The organism is Hydrogenovibrio sp. 3SP14C1 (assembly GCF_029625905.1).
Classification (GTDB): Bacteria; Pseudomonadota; Gammaproteobacteria; order Thiomicrospirales; family Thiomicrospiraceae; genus Hydrogenovibrio.
This window is the reverse complement of record NZ_JARTLM010000004.1, coordinates 114,043-131,924: the sequence shown is the minus strand read 5'-3', so window position 1 is coordinate 131,924 and position 17,882 is coordinate 114,043. Positions and strand designations below refer to the sequence as shown.

The following is a 17,882-nucleotide window of genomic DNA, read 5'->3' as shown; positions in this document are numbered from 1 at the left end:
GTGAATCTGTCAATATAACGTGGTTTTTTAAGTAAAAAAGGTAATCAGCATGAAAAAAATTTGGAGCAGTGTCTTGTTGTTGGGGTTTTTGAGCGTTTATGGGTGTAGCTCAACGGAAGAAAGAGCGTATGAAAAAGAATACCAAAAAGACGCGGCGGAGAAATCTCATCAAGAATTGAGCAGGGAAGCGGATAAGCTTGATTAAATCGAGACACTTGGCTGGAGGTTGTCAGGTAATTGAAACCGTTGTTCAATGGTACCTTGCGGGGATAAAAAGGTAATTTCGACAGCGGTCAGTTGCAAGTCGGGATCACCTTCTTGCGCATCGCCATATAATCGGTCCCCGATAATTGGGAAGCCAGCATTTGAAAGATGGACTCTGATTTGATGCTTCCGCCCAGTAGCAATGTTGACTTGAACCAAACTACATTGATTGTCCGCATCGTAAAAGAGTTGGCGGGCAAAGCTTAAAGCGGGCTTGCCATCCACTTCCTGGTCAAATGAGCGTTCTTGCTCGCTAAACTGTCCTTTTACCCAGGCCTGGTAAGTTTTACCGATTTGGTGTGTCTCGAAGCGATGTGCCAAGCGTTGAGCCGATTTTTTACTATGAGCAATCAGCATCAAACCGTCCGTCGCTTTATCCAGCCGATGGATAATCCAGCAAGGCCTTTTTTCAGGGGGTGTTTCAAAAGCGTATTGCGTTTCTATCCAACGATTGAGCGTGGTATGGTCTCCCCATTTCGATCCTTGCGACAACACCCCTTTCGGTTTGTACCAAACACTAAAATCACCACAGTCTTCTATTAAAACAGGGGGTGAAATTTCTGTATTTAAGACGGCTTCATTGAAGTAAAAAGACACCTCAGCCCCTTCTTTTAGCACTTTTTTTGCGCGGCGAACACGCGTTTTTTTAGAGTGTTTCTGGGGTTGGTTTAAAGGTTCAGAAACCCAAACAGCGCCTTGCTGGCAAAAACGTTTCAGCTGTTGGTTAGAGAAATGAACATTGCTCGGTAACTGTTCAGAAAGCGCCTCTAAAAGTGTTTTTTCACTCTGTTGTACGGTGAAATGAAGTTCGAAGGGGGCGATGTTTGAAGTGACTGTCATGGGAATATTTTAATCTAAAATTGTCGTTAAGAAATGAAAATACAGACGTCTTTTACAGTACAATCTTGTGAACTTAAGCAGAATGGTTTGTTAAATGGCGCAAGTATTACAGCTCGATAACGAAACGATTGAAGTCGTAAAAACGTCACGACGAGGGTCGATTGGATTGAAGGTAGAACCGGATCGAATCGCATTAATGGTTCCGAAACAATTTTCTGATTTAACGATTGAGTCACTCGTTGCAAATGAAAAAGAATGGTTGCTGGACCAAATTCGTAAACACCAAGCAGAAATGCCGAAAAAACTGGTGTTAAAATCAGGGCATGAACTGCTCTTGTTTGGCGAAAAAATTCTGTATAAAGAAGACCATAAAACAGCAGTTAAATCCCTTAAAGTTGAGTTGGATGGCGCTTGTTTAACCGCTTATATGAATACGGCACGTGCTTTAAAGGCACCTGAGGCCACAGCCAGAAAGAAGGTAGTGACTTTTTTAACCCGTCAACTACAGGCTTATTTGATGGAAAAGGTTCCTGTGTTCGCTGAGCAGATAGCGGTTTCGCCCACTGAAGTGACCGTGCGCAATTATAAGTCCCGCTGGGGCAGTTGTTATCCGGATGGTCGTATTCAATTTAACTGGCGTTTGGCGATGGCACCAAAAGCGGTGATTGATTATGTGATTCAACATGAGTTATGCCACTTGGTACATGCCAATCATTCGTCCCAATACTGGCAGTTAGTTGCTGAGCATAACCCAGAGTACGAAATGCATAAGCAGTGGCTAAAAGAAAACGGAACGGCATTAATTCATTTTTAATTGAAAAACCTAAGAGAAGGATTTTAATTTATGGAAAATAAAACACCGGCTTCTGACGAAGTGATGACTGACAATGCCGCTCAAGCGGCAGCCACAGAAGAAACTCTTTCTGAGATAAAGCAACCCTATGCCGGGTTTTGGAAGCGCGCTGTTGCTTATCTAATTGACGCAATTTTATTGACCTTCGTTCTGGTGTTGTTAGGGTTTATTTTTGCGATGTTTGGGGTGATCGATTTTAATGCAGAAGGCGAAATGACTCGTAATGGCAACTTTATGGATTTGCTTTCTATCTTAGTGAGCTGGGCGTATTTTTCTTTGATGGAGTCGTCGAGCAAACAAGCGACATTCGGCAAAATGGCATTTGGCATTCAGGTGACCGATTATGCCAATCAACGCATTTCTTGGGTGCGTGCGACGGTGCGCTTTTTCTCAAAATACCTTTCGGCCATTCTGTTGTTGATTGGCTTTATTATGATTGCTTTCACCGCGCGTAAACAAGGGTTGCACGATTTTATCGCCAGTACATTAGTGGTGAACAAATCTTAAGGGGTTCCAACCAGCTCAAATGACTTTTCAGCCATTGGCTGACCATTGATCATTAAGGTCAGCCAGTGTTCGCCCGGATAATAATGCCGGGTGGATAGCGGTTTGAAAGGGAAAGCTTTTTCGATGTTTTTTTGCTGACCATAATCCCCTTCCGCTATTTTAAACAGCTTGCGAGACAGTTGCCCGTTAGCTCGACGGTAATGTAAGGCAATCTCTATACGAACCTTTCCCAGTATTGCTTGTTGTGCTTGTATCTCAATAATTAAATTCAGGTTGGAACCTATCCTTACTTTCTCAGGCACAGTAAAGGTTAATAGCTTGATATGATCTGGCTTGGCATAGCCAAATAAGGCAAGGACTTCAGGGTGTCCTTGTTTGAGCAATGTTCGACAGCCATGTTTTAAAATCCAGTCAGTATGAGGGTGTTGCCCAAGCCAATTTTGTGCGGTTTGCAGAATAAGGTCAGGGTGGTCTTTGGAGATGTCATTTAAATTATTTGCGACGCTTTTACGTACGTAGCGACTATCGTCTTGTTTTAGCGCTTTTAGAATAGGAAAAATAGGGCTAGGATCTTGTTGAAAGCTCTTCAAGGTTTTCGCCCAGGGAAGGCGTGGACGACAGCCTTCGCTGGCCAGACGTCGCACGTGTTCGTTTTCTGACTGCGCCCATTGTAATAGTTGCGCCATCATTTTTTGCGGATAACGTTCAATCAAAGGACGCACAGCAAATTCGGCAGAAGAATAAGACGTCATGGCTTCTAAGGCCTGAACGGAAATGTCATAGTAATCTTGCCCGAACTGCTCGATATAATCCGGAAAGAAAATATATTCAAATCCTTTAAAGTGTTGAGCCGTTTGTGTCAGTATCTGTGCGGCTTGGGCAAAGTCTTTTGGCAGGAACCGATTCAGGGTTAGGCTGATTGTTTGAATGCGTTGCTTTAGCTCAAGCGTTTGCCATTCGTTATTCAGAACGGCTTTTTGAAATGCATCACAATTAAAATTAGGCTCATAAAGCGAAATGGTCTCTGCCAGCGCTTGAATGAGATTCGCATTGTAAAAGTCTTTTAAAGGATTCATGGCATTTAGTTTAGCGCGTTTATGATGAATTCAAAACGTTTGTTGTATCTCATGAAGGGATGAATTTCTCCCAGGCCTGTCATTTTTCCAGTTGCATACTATGGAAATAATTGCGTAAACGGTGACTTTTTGAGTTTAAACATTTATGATGATTTTCTTATATAAAATGCTAGAAGAGACTTTATGCGCTTTTTAACTTTATGTTGTTATTTGTTGGCTTGGCACACGCCTTCCGTTTTTGCGAGCGACGCTTCCTCTGAATCTCGTTGGGTGGAAGCCGTTCATGTGGCAACTCCTTCTCCCGACCGTTGGCAATTGACCGGAACCCTTCAGCCACGTTATCAATTTACATTGAGTTTTCGAGTTGCAGGGCAGGTCAAACAGCGTTCGGTTGAGTTAGGAGAATTGGTTAAAAAGGGGCAGGTGTTAGCAACACTTGATCAGGCTGACTTAAAGTTGTCAGTAGAACAAGCGAAAGCCAACCTAGCGTCTGCGCGATCCAATATGGAAAATGCCGCCCGAGAAAGTCAACGGCTTGCCAAGCTTTATCGTGATAAGTTGATTAGCTTACAGCAACTACAACGCGCTGAAACCTATGAAACAGAAAGTCGTCAATCAATGATTGCGGCTCAAGCGGCGTTGAAGTTGGCGCAAAACCAACTGGATTACAGTGTTTTGAAATCGCCGGTAACTGGTACGGTCAGTCAGGTCTCTGTAGAAGCCGGGCAAATGGTGCCGGCCGGACAGCCTGTTTTCCAGGTCGTGAGTGAGCTGGCTGAAGCAGAAGTGTCTTTACCGGCTAACCGAATTACAAGTGACATTCAATCCGCTTCGTTAACCGGGGTCGATCACCCGGGGCACTGTCAGGTATCAATGCGCGTCAAAAACCCGCTCAATTCCGTTTCGGGGTTACAGTATCAAGCACGTTATCAATTACTTCATTGTTCACGCTCTTTGCCGTTAGGCAGCGTGGTGCAACTTCACTTTCAAACCGTTTTTAAGCACAAACAGCAATTACCGATCACCGCTGTGTTTAATAAAGGAGAGCACAGTTATGTTTGGTTGATAGAAGACCAACATGTCACGGCTAAACCGGTTACCGTCACGCAGATGACGAATGAATTCGCTATCATCGAAGCTGACTTAGAAGAACAGGCGCAAGTCGTCAAACAAGGCACTCATGCGTTGGTTGAAGGCCAATCTGTGAGTGTGCGTCCATGATGCAGCGTTTTAACTTGTCAGAATTAGCGGTTAAGCACAAAGCGATTACGTTGTACTTTATTTTGTTGTCTATTCTGGTGGGAACAGTTTCGTTTATTAATCTGGGGCGTGCCGAAGATCCGAACTTTACTATTAAAGTGATGGTGGTGTCTGCCAACTGGCCAGGTGCCACGGCAGAACAAATGCAAAATCAGGTCGCCGACCCGATTGAGAAAAAACTACAACAAGTGGCGTATTTCGACTTTGTGGAAACTACCGCTCGCCCCGGTGAAGTGACGATGCTGGTGACCTTTAAGGAATATACGCCTCCCGAAGCTGTTGAAGATCAGTTTTATCAAGTCCGTAAGCGCATGTTGGATTTGAAAGGCGCTTTGCCTCAAGGGGTGCAAGGGCCCTTTGTGAATGACGATTTTGCCGATGTTTATTTTACACTTTACTCGTTAACTCAGGGCGATCTCAATTATGCAGATTGGTTGCAGACAGCGGAAAAAACACGGGATGCGCTGTTGCGTGTGAACGGGGTGCAAAAGGTCAATTTACTGGGAGAACAGACGCAGCAGATTCAAATCACCTTTAATGCCGCCAAAATGAAAGCATTGGGGGTGACGCAACAGCAACTTTTGCAAAATCTAAATGCTTATCAAGCTATTGCGCCATCTGGATTTGTGGAAACCATTGGACCTCGAGTCTATCTACGTCAAACCGCAGAGCGCAATTCGCTTGATGAAATTCGTCAGGTTCCAATTGCAGTGAAAGGGCAGGTGATGCACCTGTCAGATTTCGCTACGATTACGCGTGGGTTTGAAAAACCGAGCAAATTTAAAATTCGCAATCAGGGACAAGATGCATTGTTACTGGGCGTGGTCATGCAAAAAGGCCATAACGGCTTGGCATTATCAGACCGTTTATCGACCTTTACTCAAAACTGGCAACCTAACTTACCGCAAGGCGTGACCTTAGAGAAAGTCACCAACCAAGGGGATGCCATTGAGTTGGCGGTAAATGCCTTTCAGTTAAAATTTTTAATGGCGGTGTTGGTTGTGCTGGCAGTGAGCTTCTTAGCATTAGGTTGGCGCGCAGGGGTTGTGGTGGCGTTGGCAATTCCGCTGACATTGGCCTTAACCTTTTTCTTAATGCAATTGACCGATAAGAACCTCGACCGGATTACCCTAGGGGCTTTGATTCTATCTTTAGGGTTACTGGTCGATGATGCCATTATCTCCATTGAAATGATGCTGGTGAAAATGGAAGAAGGGTTTGAAAGAACCAAAGCAGCAGCTTACGCATGGACTGTGACGGCTTCACCAATGTTGTTTGGAACCTTGGTGACGGTGGTCGGTTTTGTGCCAATTGGATTTGCGGCCTCCAATGTTGGGGAATATGCCGGTAATATTTTCTGGATTCTAGCGTTCGCGTTGTTGCTATCTTGGCTGGTCGCGGTTACTTTCACGCCGTATCTTGGTTTTAAATTTCTGCCTGATGTGGAAAAACAAGCCGTTCATGAAAGTGGTGCGCCTGATAATCGATTAACACGCTTTTTATCGACATGGATTTATCGTTGTGTGCGCTACCGTAAAACCGTGGTGGGTGTGACATTAGGGATCTTTTTAGTGTCGGTCTTTGGGATGGCGAAGCTGGTCGAAAAACAATTTTTCCCGAGTTCTGACCGTCCGGAACTGATGGTGGATATTTATTTGCCGGAAGGGTCTAGCCAGCAGGTCACAGATGATTTAGCGCATCAAGTTGAAGCGTATGTGCGACAGCAGCCCGAGGTCAAAACCTTAAGCAGTTACATCGGGCAAGGGGCGCCGCGTTTTTTCTTGGCCTTGAATCCAGAATTGCCGAATCCTGCATTTGCCAAATTGATTATTGTCACTTCGGATGCTGAAGCACGGAATCAACTCAAAACACGGTTGCAGAATTATATCGCAGAGGGGCATTTTGATGCCGCCCGTGTCCGAGTGCATGCCTTGTTGTATGGTCCACCAGTGGTTTGGCCAGTAACCTTCCGGGTGATGGGCGATGACTTGGACGTATTGCGCGATGTGGGAGAACAAGTGCGCAAAAAAATGGCGGAGAATGAGCATATCTATGATCCGCATCTGGAGTGGAGTGAAAAGAGCCCAGCGATTGAGCTGAACTATGATTTAGATCGTCTTGCCTTATTAGGAGTAACACCATTAAGTTTGTCGCAACAGTTACAACAAGCTTTAAGAGGTCGGACGCAAGCCGAGTTGCGAGAGAATACTCGGCGGATTTTATTAACGAGCTTTACCCATTTTTCATGCGGCGAAGAGCTTAAACAGCTGGAAAGTTTGCCGATTGAAACTCAAGAGGGCGCAAAAGTGCCGTTGCAGCAATTGGCCGGTTTGAAAGTGGTGTTTAATAACCCTGTTCTGAAGCGCCGCAATCGTACCCCTTATATTAATATCAATGCCGAAGTGGAAGGCGCGCAGCCGCCCGATGTCACGATGGCGATATGGAACAATATGGCAGAATTACGCGAAAATCTGCCGAATGGCGTTCGTTTAGAAATTGGCGGTTCAGTGGAACAATCCGGCAAGGCACAAGCATCCATTCAGACCTTGATGCCCGTTATGGTGTTGTTGATGGTGACCTTGGTCATGCTGAATATGCAAAGTTTTTTAGGCACCTTTATGGTATTGGTAACGGCTCCGTTGGGGTTGATTGGTGCCGTGGCGGCATTGTTGCTGTTTTCACAGCCGTTTGGGTTTGTCGCCACTTTAGGGTTGATCGGATTGGCGGGCATTTTAATGCGAAATACGCTGATTTTGGTGGGGCAGATCAATGATAACCAAAAGCAAAATATGGCGCCGAAAGAGGCGTTGATTGATGCCACATTGCGTCGAGCAAGACCCGTTTTATTAACGGCATTGGCCGCGATTTTGGCGTTTATTCCACTCACCACCAATACGTTTTGGGGGCCTTTGGCGTATGTGTTGATTGGAGGCATTGGGGTGGGAACCTTGTTGACCTTGCTTTTCTTACCTGCCTTATATGCATTGTGGTTCCGTATTCCTCAGGTGAAGTAGTTTATTAATAGGTTCAAAAGCACCCAGGCCTGGGTGTTTTTCTTTGATTTAAAAATGTTATAAATCGGTTGAAAAATTCAGCTCATTAAAATAATTGATTGGAATTAGAATGAATGTTCTAGAATAATGATTCTAGTTCAGGTTTAAAGGGGATATGATGGCAAATTTTTTTGAAGAAGCAGATATCAGTGCGTCGAAAAAAAGAATCTTAAACAGTGCTTTGGTTTTGTTTGTTGAGAAAGGGTTTTTTAATACGTCGATCCCTGATTTAGTGGCGCACTCAGGCGTAAGTACGGGGTCGATTTATCATGCGTTTAAAGACAAAGAACAATTGGCCACGACCTTGATGGATTTACTGCTCGATAAAGTGGAAGCTGACCAAGCGGGGTTGCTCTCTACTCACTCTGGTTGTTGGCAACGATATTATCATTTAGCTAAGTGGCTGTTCGAAATGACGGAAGATTTTCCGCATGTGATGCAGTTTATTTTGTATGCGCGGCATCGGGAATTTATGCCGACCATTCAACCGTTGTGCTCTTCCAAACCCTTTATGACGCTGAGAAGTGTATTAGAGCAAGGTCAACAAGCTGGAGAACTTCGAACAATGGATCTGATGGTGGCTTCATCCATTGCATACGGCAGTATTCTGCGCTTGATTCAACTGCATCTGGATGGGGTGGCGCCAGAGCCTTTAAAAGAACATTTAGATGAATTAACCAGCGCCGCATGGCGCGCAATTAAATAAGATTGAAAAAGGAGTCAATATGGTATTGAAAATGGATTTAGTCTGGTGGTATTGGGCCATCACGGATGTGTTGTTAATTACCGGTGTGGCTGGAATGCCTTATGGTATTGAAGCAGCAATTGTTTTTAATGGGATTCAAGTGGTGCATTTTTATACACGAACCCCTTCTGTTTCTGCCTTTCCTGTTCAGGTTCGTTTAGCCTATTTAGCGTTGCTTGTTATCGCATTATATCCGCCATTGTTCTTTTTGTATTATCTAATCATTTTAGGGACTTCTGCGATGGTGTTTTTTGATTACTGTTTTTTAGCGCGCTTTATGTCATTAATGCCTTGGAATCATACTCAAAAGTTCAGTATTGGATTGTTAATAGATACTTTTTTCACCAAGCCGGTAGACGGCAGTGTGCAAAAAATACATTAGGAGTCATTAAAATGAATGAACTAGAAGGTAAACGACCCCAGATGAGATTGATATTTTTAGCGTTGATTGTTTTTTCATTGATTTTAGCCGCATCGCCAATGATTTATGCTTCGTCGCAAAAAGAATTATCCGACCCTTATTTAAGAGGCTTTTCAGCCTATGCCAAAGAAATCGGGTCGACCAGTAGCGGACAAAATGTGTATGAAAATTACGTTGAAGAAGTGGCAAAAGTAGAACGAAAAGCCGGTTATATTGGCCCCATTTTGCCATTACCGAAACCGGTAAAAGTGATGAACGGCGTCTATACGGTGGTTGGAAGTTTGATTTGGCACAATCCTTCCAATTATGGTTTGAATAATAATTTGACCTTTATGGTGTTTGACGATGGCGTGTTTGTTTTTAACACTGGGCCGAATCCAGCGGTAGCCGCCTCTTTTCATCGCCAGATTCAAACGATTACTCACAAACCGGTCAAATGGGTGGCGGTTGAAAACAGCCAGGGGCATGCTTACTTGGGTGCCAGTTACTGGGTGGATGTCGGCGTTAAGAAACTGTATTCTCACCAGCGAGCTAATGAGGATTTTCATCAAGGATTTGATGCCATTAAATCGCATTGGGCAACGCGTGTAGGCAAAGTCCTAACGCACACCGCGCGTGACGTGTCAGACCAATTTATAACGTTTGACGATAAAATGACCGTGGATGTTGGCGGAGGAGAAACGGTGGAAATCCTCAACTTCGGTCCAGGGCATACGCCCGGCTCGACCTTGTTGTATGTGCCGTCACGAAAATTATTACTGACGGGCGATTTAGCCTATAACAGTCGTATGCTGGCGTTGTTTTCCTATACCAATACGTTAGATTGGGTGGACTCGTTCGAACGGATGATGGCCTCCATTCCTAATGATGTTAGCGTCATCCCAGGGCATGGTGCACCGACTGATATGGCGACCATTAAACGAGACACTTATGATTATCTCAAATACATGCACTCAGAGGTTCAAAAAATTATTGAGCAAGATGGCACGGAAGAAGAGGCTCTGCTGATTGACCAATCCCAGTATCAACATCGGCCGGTGTATGAACAAACCCATCAGAATAATGCCAGCCATATTTACCGTGAAATGACGGGAGGCGATTTAGGCCAAAACTTTGAATAACAGAGTTAATTTTTATTCATTAAAGCCTCTTAAACGAGGCTTTTTTTATGTCTTATTTAAACCTGACATTTTTGTGTCAACTTGATGCGGTAAACTCTCTTTTTTGATATGAGTTTGTGATAATGACGGTTTCTACCTGGACTATCTTTATTCAGTTTTTCAAGTTGGGGTGTACCTCTTTTGGTGGGCCCGTCGCACATATTGGCTTTTTTCGAGAGGCCTTTGTGGTGCGACAGTGCTGGTTTGATGAGACGCAGTTTGCACGGTGGGTCGCTTTGTGTCATTTCTTGCCCGGCCCTTCCAGCTCTCAACTTGGCTTTTTAATCGGCTATCAACAAGCCGGTTGGGCGGGTGCAATAGCGGCTTTTGTGGGCTTTACCTTGCCCTCAGCCATGATTATGGCTTTGTTGGCTTATGGCTGGGTCGTGCTGGATGATAGCTGGCGGGTGCTCTTACAAGCTTTGATCATTGTTGCCGCGACTGTGGTATTGCAGGCTATCTGGAAAATGAGCCAGACGTTTTGTCAGTCATGGACACTTAAAGGCGTGATGCTCTTAAGTGTTGTGCCTTTGTTTCTGGTGCCAACCGTTTGGACGCCGATCTTGTGGCTGACAATGCTGGCCGTAATAGGCCCTTTTCTTTCGGTTTCGAATGATACGGATGCCTCTTCTTTTAAGCAAAGAATGCCTAGTGTTTGGCAAGGCGTTTTTTTAATCAGTAGTGCTGCCATCTTGTTGGTGATGATTCCTGTCATTAGTCAATATTCTTCGCATATTTTGTGGCAAATTGTAGAAGGGTTTTATCGTGCCGGAGCCATGGTGTTTGGCGGAGGACATGTGGTGTTGCCTTTTTTAGAATTGGAATGGGTACAGACACAGCAAATTTCGGAAGAGGCTTTTTTAGCCGGGTATGGTTTGGCACAAGCATTACCGGGTCCTTTATTTACGTTTGCCGCTTATTTAGGCGTTTTATTGGGCGGCGTGCCGGGTGCGGTTTTGGCTACCTTCAGTATTTTTCTCGCGGGTTTTTTGCTGGTAATTGGCGTTTTGCCCTTCTATGAAAAAGTGACGCAGTCAAAGCCTCTGCAAAAAAGCTTGATTGTCATTCAGGCTGGTGTGGTGGGCTTTTTACTGTTTGCCTTTATCAGTATGATTTTGCCTCATGCCATCATTAACTGGCAAAGCGGAGTGATGTTATTGCTGAACGTGCTGCTGTTATTTCGGTTTCATTGGTCTGTACCGAGTTTGATGTTGGTCAATGTGATGACCTCTTTCGCAATGATTCAGTTTCTTTGATCGGGATGTTAGTGGCTCATTAAAAACGCCCAGGCCTGGGCATTTTTTCAACGTTAAAGCGGTTAAGAACCAGATAAAATTTACGTTTTTTGGTATGCTTTTAAGCTTTAAAGGTTCAGGTTTTTGCTTATATGAAGAATGTGGTTCACATCACGGCAAACAGTCGTCTCACCCGGTTTTTGAAACAACAGTTGCTGGCAGGTCAGTGGCAGGATCAGACCGTTGTGAGAACCCCGGAAGTAATGACTTGGTCACAGTGGTGGGCGCAATGGATGCAAGCTGCCTTACTCCGTGGTGACTTGCCGCTTGAAACATTACCGCATAAAACCTTATCGGCGTTTGAAGCGCAACTAATCTGGGAAACATTGTTAGACGAGAAAATTCAGCAGCAACCTGAACTGGCATTATTGAATCAAACCGCGACCGCAAAACAGCTATATCAGGCCTGGTGTTTTTTTGCGGAATATTTTCCTGCCCCGTTGTTTGACGAAGCCTACATCACCGAAGAAGTCCGCTTGTTTCTGGATTTGAAAGAAACGTATTTGGCGACATTGGAAAAACATCACTGGGCGGATGCCGTCTTGCAGCAACAGCAGCAATTAAAATACCTAAAAACGATTGGATCCTTGCCCGAAGCATTTCACCTTCATGGGTTTGATGAAATACCGCCATTCATGAGGCAATGGATTGAGATAGTTCAGGCCGGCGGAACAGAGGTCAAGCAAGTGGATGAAATGAACTTGTCGACAGCAAACCAACAATGGCTTTATACCGCTTTAAATCCACAAGATGAAATTCAGCAGATTGTATTGTGGTGTGCAGAACAACTCAAACAACAGTATAAAATAAAGCCCTTGCATGCAATTCGGATTGCCGTGGTGGCGCCGAATTTAGCGGATATTCAGCACGCTTTGAGTTGGGCATTAGATGAGGTGTTGTATCAGCAATTTGGGCAGGCTTTGCCCTTAAAGTCGGCTCGGCAGCCGCTTTATAATATGTCATTAGGGACACCCCTTTCACAAACCCCCATTGTCAAAAATGCATTACAGACGCTGGCATTAGCGATGATGCCGGACAAAACGCTGGCATATGCCGACTGGTCCAGTTGGTTGACGTCTCCTTATACGCTTGGAAGCATCGTTCAGCGCCAAAAAGCCGATGTTCGTTGTCGTCGGTTGCAATGGGCCAGCTTCAAATGGCCGAATTTGTTAAACGCCATACAGCAGAAAGAAACCGAAAAAGCACAGACTTGGTTACCCAAATCATTAATAAATTTGTTAGACACTGTCTCGGATGCCCCGCGCCTAAAGACATTGAGTCTTTCTCAATTTATTGCGCAGGCGGAAAAAAGCTTGCAGCAATTTAGATGGGCAGACTCTTCTAAGGAGCGTTCTTTGAGTAGCATTGAAATGCAACAAAAAGAAACCTTTCTGGAAGCACTTGCCAGCTTTGCTCAGTTGAATATGATGCAACCAAAACAGTCGGTTTCAGGCTGGCTCGGATTGCTTAAACGCTATCTTAATGAAAAAGTGCATCAACCTCAAACGCAGGGGATTGTTCCTATTCAAATTATGGGAACGCTGGAAGCCGGAGGGCAAGCATTCGATAGCCTTTGGGTGATGGGATTAATTGATGAGGCTTGGCCAAGACCCCCGAACCCTAATCCATTTTTACCAATGGCTTTGCAACGGATGCATGGACTGCCTCGGTCTGATGCCTTGAGAGAGTTGGAGTATGCCAAGCAGGTCACTATGAGATTGGCAAAATCAAGTCCCGAAATTGTGTGGTCTTATCCTCAGCAGTTAGAAGATCGGGTGGCCTTGCCGAGTCCTTTATTAAATCTGGCTGAATTACAGAATGCCCAAGCCTATGACCCTATTTCATATCAAAGCCTGGCAAGGCGGTTATGGGAACGTGGAAAGCCTTTGGAATGGGTTGAAGACACGCGAGGGCCAGAAGTACCTCTGGGCAGTCGAGTGCCCGGTGGCTCAGGGATTTTGACCGCACAAAATAAATGCCCGTTAATGGCGTTTATGGATTTCCGCTTAGGCGCGCGTCAGCAACTGGAAGAAGTTGAAGAAGGAATGCGTTCCAATCATCTTGGAACATTGGTTCATGCGGTTTTGGAAGCCTTTTGGCGTCAAGTACAGGATCAACAGTCCTTATTGCAGATGGCAGATGAGTCGGTCAGTGACTTGGTTCTGCAATTGTTGGAAGAAGCCATGATGCCTTTAAAAAATCAGTTTGATGAGCATTATTTGTCGTTAGAGCAAAACCGTATTCAGCAATTGATTTTAGATTGGCTGGCGTTGGAAAAAGCACGGCCGAATTTCAAGGTCGTCGCTTTTGAAGAAAATCATACCCCAACCATTGGGGGGATTGAGTTCAATCTTAAAATAGACCGTGTGGATGACGTGTTTGATGCGGAAACAGGTGCACTCAGTCGCTTGATATTGGACTACAAAACCGGCAAAGCCTCGGTGGGGGATTTGTTGAAAGAGCCGATTGAAGCGCCTCAGCTGGCGGTGTATCTGCATGCGTATCATAAAGCAGTCGCAGGGTTGGGTTATGGCATCTTGCACAGTGATGACGGCGTGAAATTTAATACGTTGATTTCCAACGAGGGGGTGATGTTAAAAGATCGCTCTCAAATGATTTTTGCAAAATTAGCGGCGAAAGAGGGCGGCGATTTTGAGGGCATGAGCTGGTCGGATTTTTTGCAAGCGCTTCGGGATGAAGTCTCTGCGTTGGCCACCCAAATTCAGCAGGGACAGGCTGAAATGACATTTCGAAAAGAAACCGATTTAACTTATGCTGCCAGTTTATTGGCATTGCGATTGCCTGAGGTTACTGCGCAAATGGGAGAACAGATGTTGGCCGAAGAGGAGGAAACGGAGTGAATTTAGACCTCGATTTTGGAACCGATGATGCCAGTTCTAAGGAAAAAGCGATTGATCCGTTAAAGCACTTGATTCTGGACGAAGCATTACCGGATGGCAATGCCCGTTTTCAAGCGATTCATCCACAGCATTCTTTTATTGTTCAAGCGCCAGCCGGATCGGGTAAAACTGCACTTCTAACGCAGCGCTTTTTGGCACTATTATCTCAAGTCGAAACACCAGAACAGGTGGTGGCGATGACCTTTACCAAAAAGGCCGCTGCCGAAATGCGAGAGCGTATTTTAGAAGCCTTGCAGTTCGGGTTAACCGAGCTGGACGGAGACTCCTCGATTTATGACCAAAACACTTGGCATTTAGCGCAAGCTGCTTTACAGAATAATCAACAACGGCAGTGGCATTTGTTGGACAATCCAAACCGGTTACGAATTCGAACCATTGACTCCATGAACGGTTATTTGGTTCAGCAAATGCCTTTGTTGTCACGCTTAGGTGCGCAGCCTCAAGTGGCGAGTATGAATGACGCCTTGTATCTGAAAGCGGTGCGCTTGGCGTTAAAAGACGCTGACACGACGGAAGCCTCTGCCAGCTTGTTGAGACTGGTGAATGGTAACTATCGCAGCGCAGAAAATTTGTTGGTAACGATGCTGAAAAAGCGCGATCAGTGGATGGGGGGGTTACTGGCATATGGTAAAGAAGCAGAAGCGCAAGAGCGAATCGAGCTGGAAAAAGCACTGGCTTTATTGGTAACACAGGAAAAAACGCAAGCGATAGAAACGCTTTATCCTGTCATGCCTTTATTGCAGCAGATTGCCGAGTTTGCTGGATTTGCGATGCCAAATGAACAACCGCAATTGAAACCATTGGTTGATTCAGCTTTAACGGAGGAATCCGCATTGTCGGCTTGGCAGGCACTGGGTAGTTGGATTCTCTCCGCCAAAGGTGAGTTCTTAAAAACGGTGACAGTGAAGAAAGGCTTTCCAGCCGGTAAAGGGGAAAACAAAGAACAAAAAGACGCTTTCGTCGCTTTATTGGCAGAGCTGAATGTGGCCGATGTTCGAGGGCAATATGCCCAAGCGTTGGTTGTGCTAAGTCAGTTGCCAGATGGCAGCTACTCGGATGAACAATGGCAAAACCTTCGTCATTTAATTCAGTTGTTGCGACGTACGGTTGCACACTTGAAGCTGTGTTTTCAAACCGAAGGCGAAGCGGACTTTATTGAAGTGGCGCAAGCCGCTTCTCAAGCTTTGGGGCATGAACTGGAGCCGACGGACTTGGCGCAACAGTTGGATTACACCTTAAAGCATCTCTTAATAGATGAATTTCAAGACACCAGTGTCGCGCAATATGATTTAGTGAAAAAATTAGTGGCTGGTTGGTCGTCGGAGGATTCTCATAGTCTGTTTATCGTTGGGGATCCGATGCAGTCGATTTATCGTTTTCGAGAAGCCGAAGTGGGCAACTTTTTGCAAGCCTGGCAAGGTCGGTTGGGCGAAGTGCCTTTAACGCCATTGAGTTTGGATGTGAATTTCCGCTCTTCAAAAGGGGTGGTGGATTGGGTCAATCAAACTTTTGCCAAGGTGTTTCCTAAAAAGAGTTTGATTGAACAAGGCGCAGTTAGTTATGCCCCTGCAGTGGCCTTTTCTAAAGAAGAATCGCCTGCGGTTTATCCTCACTGGGCATTGGAACAGTCTGCCTCGGATGAAGCCAGTCGTATTTTGGATTTGATTCAAGAACGACTCCCTGACTTGAAAGCGGGCGATTCCATTGGAATATTAGGCCGAAGTCGATCGCATTTAATGGGCGTGGCGACTCAGCTCAAGCAGTCAGGTATTGCTTTTCGCGCGGTGGAATTGGAAGGTTTGAAAGATCGACAGGAGATTCAAGATTGCGAAGCGTTGACTCGAGCGTTACTTCATTTGGGAGATCGGCCTGCTTGGATCGCTTTATTACGATCGCCTTTAGTGGGCTTGTCGTTAACGGACTTGTATCGTTTATTGGGCGAGAATGAAGATTATTTTCAGACACCAGTATGGGAAACTTTGCAGGATAAAAACCACCCGGGCTGGCAACAGTTATCAGACGCTGGACATAGGCAATTAGAGAGTGCTTATCCCGTTCTTGAAAAAGCGCTGAATGCTATGGGCTCTTATGCATTGGAAGTGTTATTGCGTGAAACTTGGCTGGCGTTAGACGGCCCGCAAACGGTTGAGTCAGCCGTGGCATTGCAGAATGTAGATGCTTTTTGGATGATGTTGAGCAGCTTGGAGGCTCAAAATGATGTGAGTGCTTTAACGGCCAAGGGCTTATCTGATACTTTGGAGGCTTTGTACGCTTTGCCCGATGCGTCAGAAGCCAGTCAAAAGGTAGAACTGATGACGATGCATAAATCGAAAGGTTTAGAATTCGATACGGTGATTTTACCCGGACTGGGGCGTCAGCCGCGCTCTGATGAAAAACAATTGCTGTCTTGGTTGTCTTTTAAAGGACAAAATGAATATTCATATTTGGTGATTGCGCCTTTTGAGCAAAAAGGAAAAGTGGCTCAAAAACAGCCAGGCCTGGCCAGTTTAATTAAGCGTTATGAAGAAATTAAGCAAAGCTATGAACTGGCTCGTTTGTTGTATGTTGCCTGTACCCGTGCCAAACAGCAACTGCATTTGTTTGGCAGTGTGAGCGTTTCTGAAAAAGCTTTTAATGGGGATGTGGCGTTGACGCCAAAGAAAAAGAGTTTGCTAGAGTGTCTTTGGCCAATAGAAAAACCCAAATTTGAAGTGCTGTTAAGAGAGTATCAATTTATTGAAGCAGAAGAAAATTCACAGGTGTTTTTACCAAAAATCAGTCGCCTGCCTTTGGAAAGAACAGGGTTTTGGCAAACTCAAATTGTGGAGTCAGACCTGGTTAAAACAGCTCGAACGACTGCAGTCACAGAAGATGATATGGTTGAGTCGTTTGATGCTTTTGTTGAGGCATCGCAAGCAGAGCAGGCATCTTCTTTGGAAGGCGGTATTTTGGCAAAAACGGTTGGGAATTTTGTGCATGCGGTTTTTGAGCAATGGGGTCAACAGGATCTTTCCGGTTGGGATGACACGAAGCTGGAAACACAAAGAGCACGCTATCAATATGGTTTAATGCAGATGGGCTTGAATCGTGAGTTACTGAAGACCGCATTGGAACGCGTCATGGTGTCTTTAAGCCATGCGCTACACAATCCCAAAGTTCGTTGGGCGTTATCACGAGAGCATGCCGAATCGGCTGTTGAATTACCTTTGAGCGCCAAAGAAGAAACCGGACAGTCCAACCATATTATTGATCGCACATTCGTGGACGAGCAAAATACGCGCTGGATTATTGACTATAAAACCAGTGTGTTTGATTTGGACAAGCCCGAACAGGATAAAAAAGCGTTTTTACAGTCTCAAATAGACGTCTACACGCCACAACTTGAACGATATGGTCAGCTGTTGGGGGTGATAGAGAATCGACCTCAAAAAAGAGTACTTTATTTCAGTTATTTAGACGAATGGATTGAGTTGGATTGATCCTGATT

The 17,882-nt window shown here is 45.1% G+C and carries 13 protein-coding genes; 11 read left to right on the top strand and 2 right to left on the bottom strand.

Annotated features, from left to right (window positions below; translation table 11 throughout):
• Positions 1 to 49: 49 nt before the first annotated feature.
• Positions 50 to 205, top strand: coding sequence for a hypothetical protein (locus P8629_RS04580; protein ID WP_278164896.1), 156 nt, complete (start codon positions 50 to 52; stop codon positions 203 to 205).
• Here P8629_RS04580 and P8629_RS04575 read toward each other — a convergent pair.
• A complete protein-coding gene (locus P8629_RS04575) occupies positions 202 to 1,104 on the bottom strand; it encodes an RluA family pseudouridine synthase (protein WP_278164894.1) in 903 nt (300 codons plus the stop codon). The two genes, P8629_RS04580 and P8629_RS04575, sit on opposite strands and share 4 nt — an antisense overlap.
• A 94-nt stretch (positions 1,105 to 1,198) precedes the next feature.
• Between P8629_RS04575 and P8629_RS04570 the strand changes: the two genes are divergently transcribed.
• Both P8629_RS04570 and P8629_RS04565 read left to right on the top strand, forming a co-directional pair.
• The gene (locus P8629_RS04570; RefSeq protein ID WP_278164893.1) at positions 1,199 to 1,918 is read left to right on the top strand and encodes a M48 family metallopeptidase; all 720 of its coding nucleotides are present in this window, start codon (positions 1,199 to 1,201) and stop codon (positions 1,916 to 1,918) included.
• A 30-nt stretch (positions 1,919 to 1,948) separates the two neighbouring features.
• On the top strand, positions 1,949 to 2,464 hold the full coding sequence (locus P8629_RS04565; protein ID WP_278164891.1) for an RDD family protein: 516 nt from the start codon (positions 1,949 to 1,951) through the stop codon (positions 2,462 to 2,464).
• Here P8629_RS04565 and P8629_RS04560 read toward each other — a convergent pair.
• Positions 2,461 to 3,540, bottom strand: a complete 1,080-nt coding sequence (locus P8629_RS04560) for a DNA alkylation repair protein (protein WP_278164890.1) — start codon at positions 3,538 to 3,540, stop codon at positions 2,461 to 2,463. The genes P8629_RS04565 and P8629_RS04560 overlap by 4 nt on opposite strands.
• A gap of 183 nt (positions 3,541 to 3,723) precedes the next feature.
• On the opposite strand from P8629_RS04560, the gene P8629_RS04555 reads away from it, so the two are divergent.
• The 8 genes from P8629_RS04555 to P8629_RS04520 all read left to right on the top strand — a co-directional run bounded on the left by P8629_RS04555 (position 3,724) and on the right by P8629_RS04520 (position 17,874).
• Positions 3,724 to 4,761 (top strand): efflux RND transporter periplasmic adaptor subunit, encoded by a 1,038-nt coding sequence (locus P8629_RS04555; RefSeq protein ID WP_278164888.1) that lies wholly within the window; start codon positions 3,724 to 3,726, stop codon positions 4,759 to 4,761.
• Positions 4,758 to 7,814, top strand: coding sequence for an efflux RND transporter permease subunit (locus P8629_RS04550; protein ID WP_278164886.1), 3,057 nt, complete (start codon positions 4,758 to 4,760; stop codon positions 7,812 to 7,814). Before P8629_RS04555 ends, P8629_RS04550 begins: the two co-directional genes overlap by 4 nt.
• Before the next feature lie 157 nt (positions 7,815 to 7,971).
• Positions 7,972 to 8,559, top strand: a complete 588-nt coding sequence (locus tag P8629_RS04545) for a TetR/AcrR family transcriptional regulator (protein WP_278164884.1) — start codon at positions 7,972 to 7,974, stop codon at positions 8,557 to 8,559.
• A 19-nt stretch (positions 8,560 to 8,578) separates the two neighbouring features.
• Positions 8,579 to 8,980: a hypothetical protein gene (locus P8629_RS04540; RefSeq protein ID WP_278164882.1), complete on the top strand. Its 402-nt coding sequence runs from the start codon at positions 8,579 to 8,581 to the stop codon at positions 8,978 to 8,980.
• Between the two features lie 11 nt (positions 8,981 to 8,991).
• A complete protein-coding gene (locus P8629_RS04535) occupies positions 8,992 to 10,140 on the top strand; it encodes an MBL fold metallo-hydrolase (protein ID WP_278164880.1) in 1,149 nt (382 codons plus the stop codon).
• Positions 10,141 to 10,262: 122 nt separating this feature from the next.
• Complete coding sequence (gene chrA, locus P8629_RS04530) at positions 10,263 to 11,435, top strand: chromate efflux transporter (protein ID WP_278164878.1); 1,173 nt, start codon at positions 10,263 to 10,265, stop codon at positions 11,433 to 11,435.
• Positions 11,436 to 11,566: 131 nt separating this feature from the next.
• Entirely contained in the window at positions 11,567 to 14,335 is a 2,769-nt protein-coding gene (locus P8629_RS04525) for a PD-(D/E)XK nuclease family protein (RefSeq protein ID WP_278164876.1), read from the top strand.
• On the top strand, positions 14,332 to 17,874 hold the full coding sequence (locus tag P8629_RS04520; RefSeq protein ID WP_278164874.1) for a UvrD-helicase domain-containing protein: 3,543 nt from the start codon (positions 14,332 to 14,334) through the stop codon (positions 17,872 to 17,874). The genes P8629_RS04525 and P8629_RS04520 overlap by 4 nt, the downstream gene beginning before the upstream one ends.
• The last annotated feature ends 8 nt before the right edge of the window (positions 17,875 to 17,882 follow it).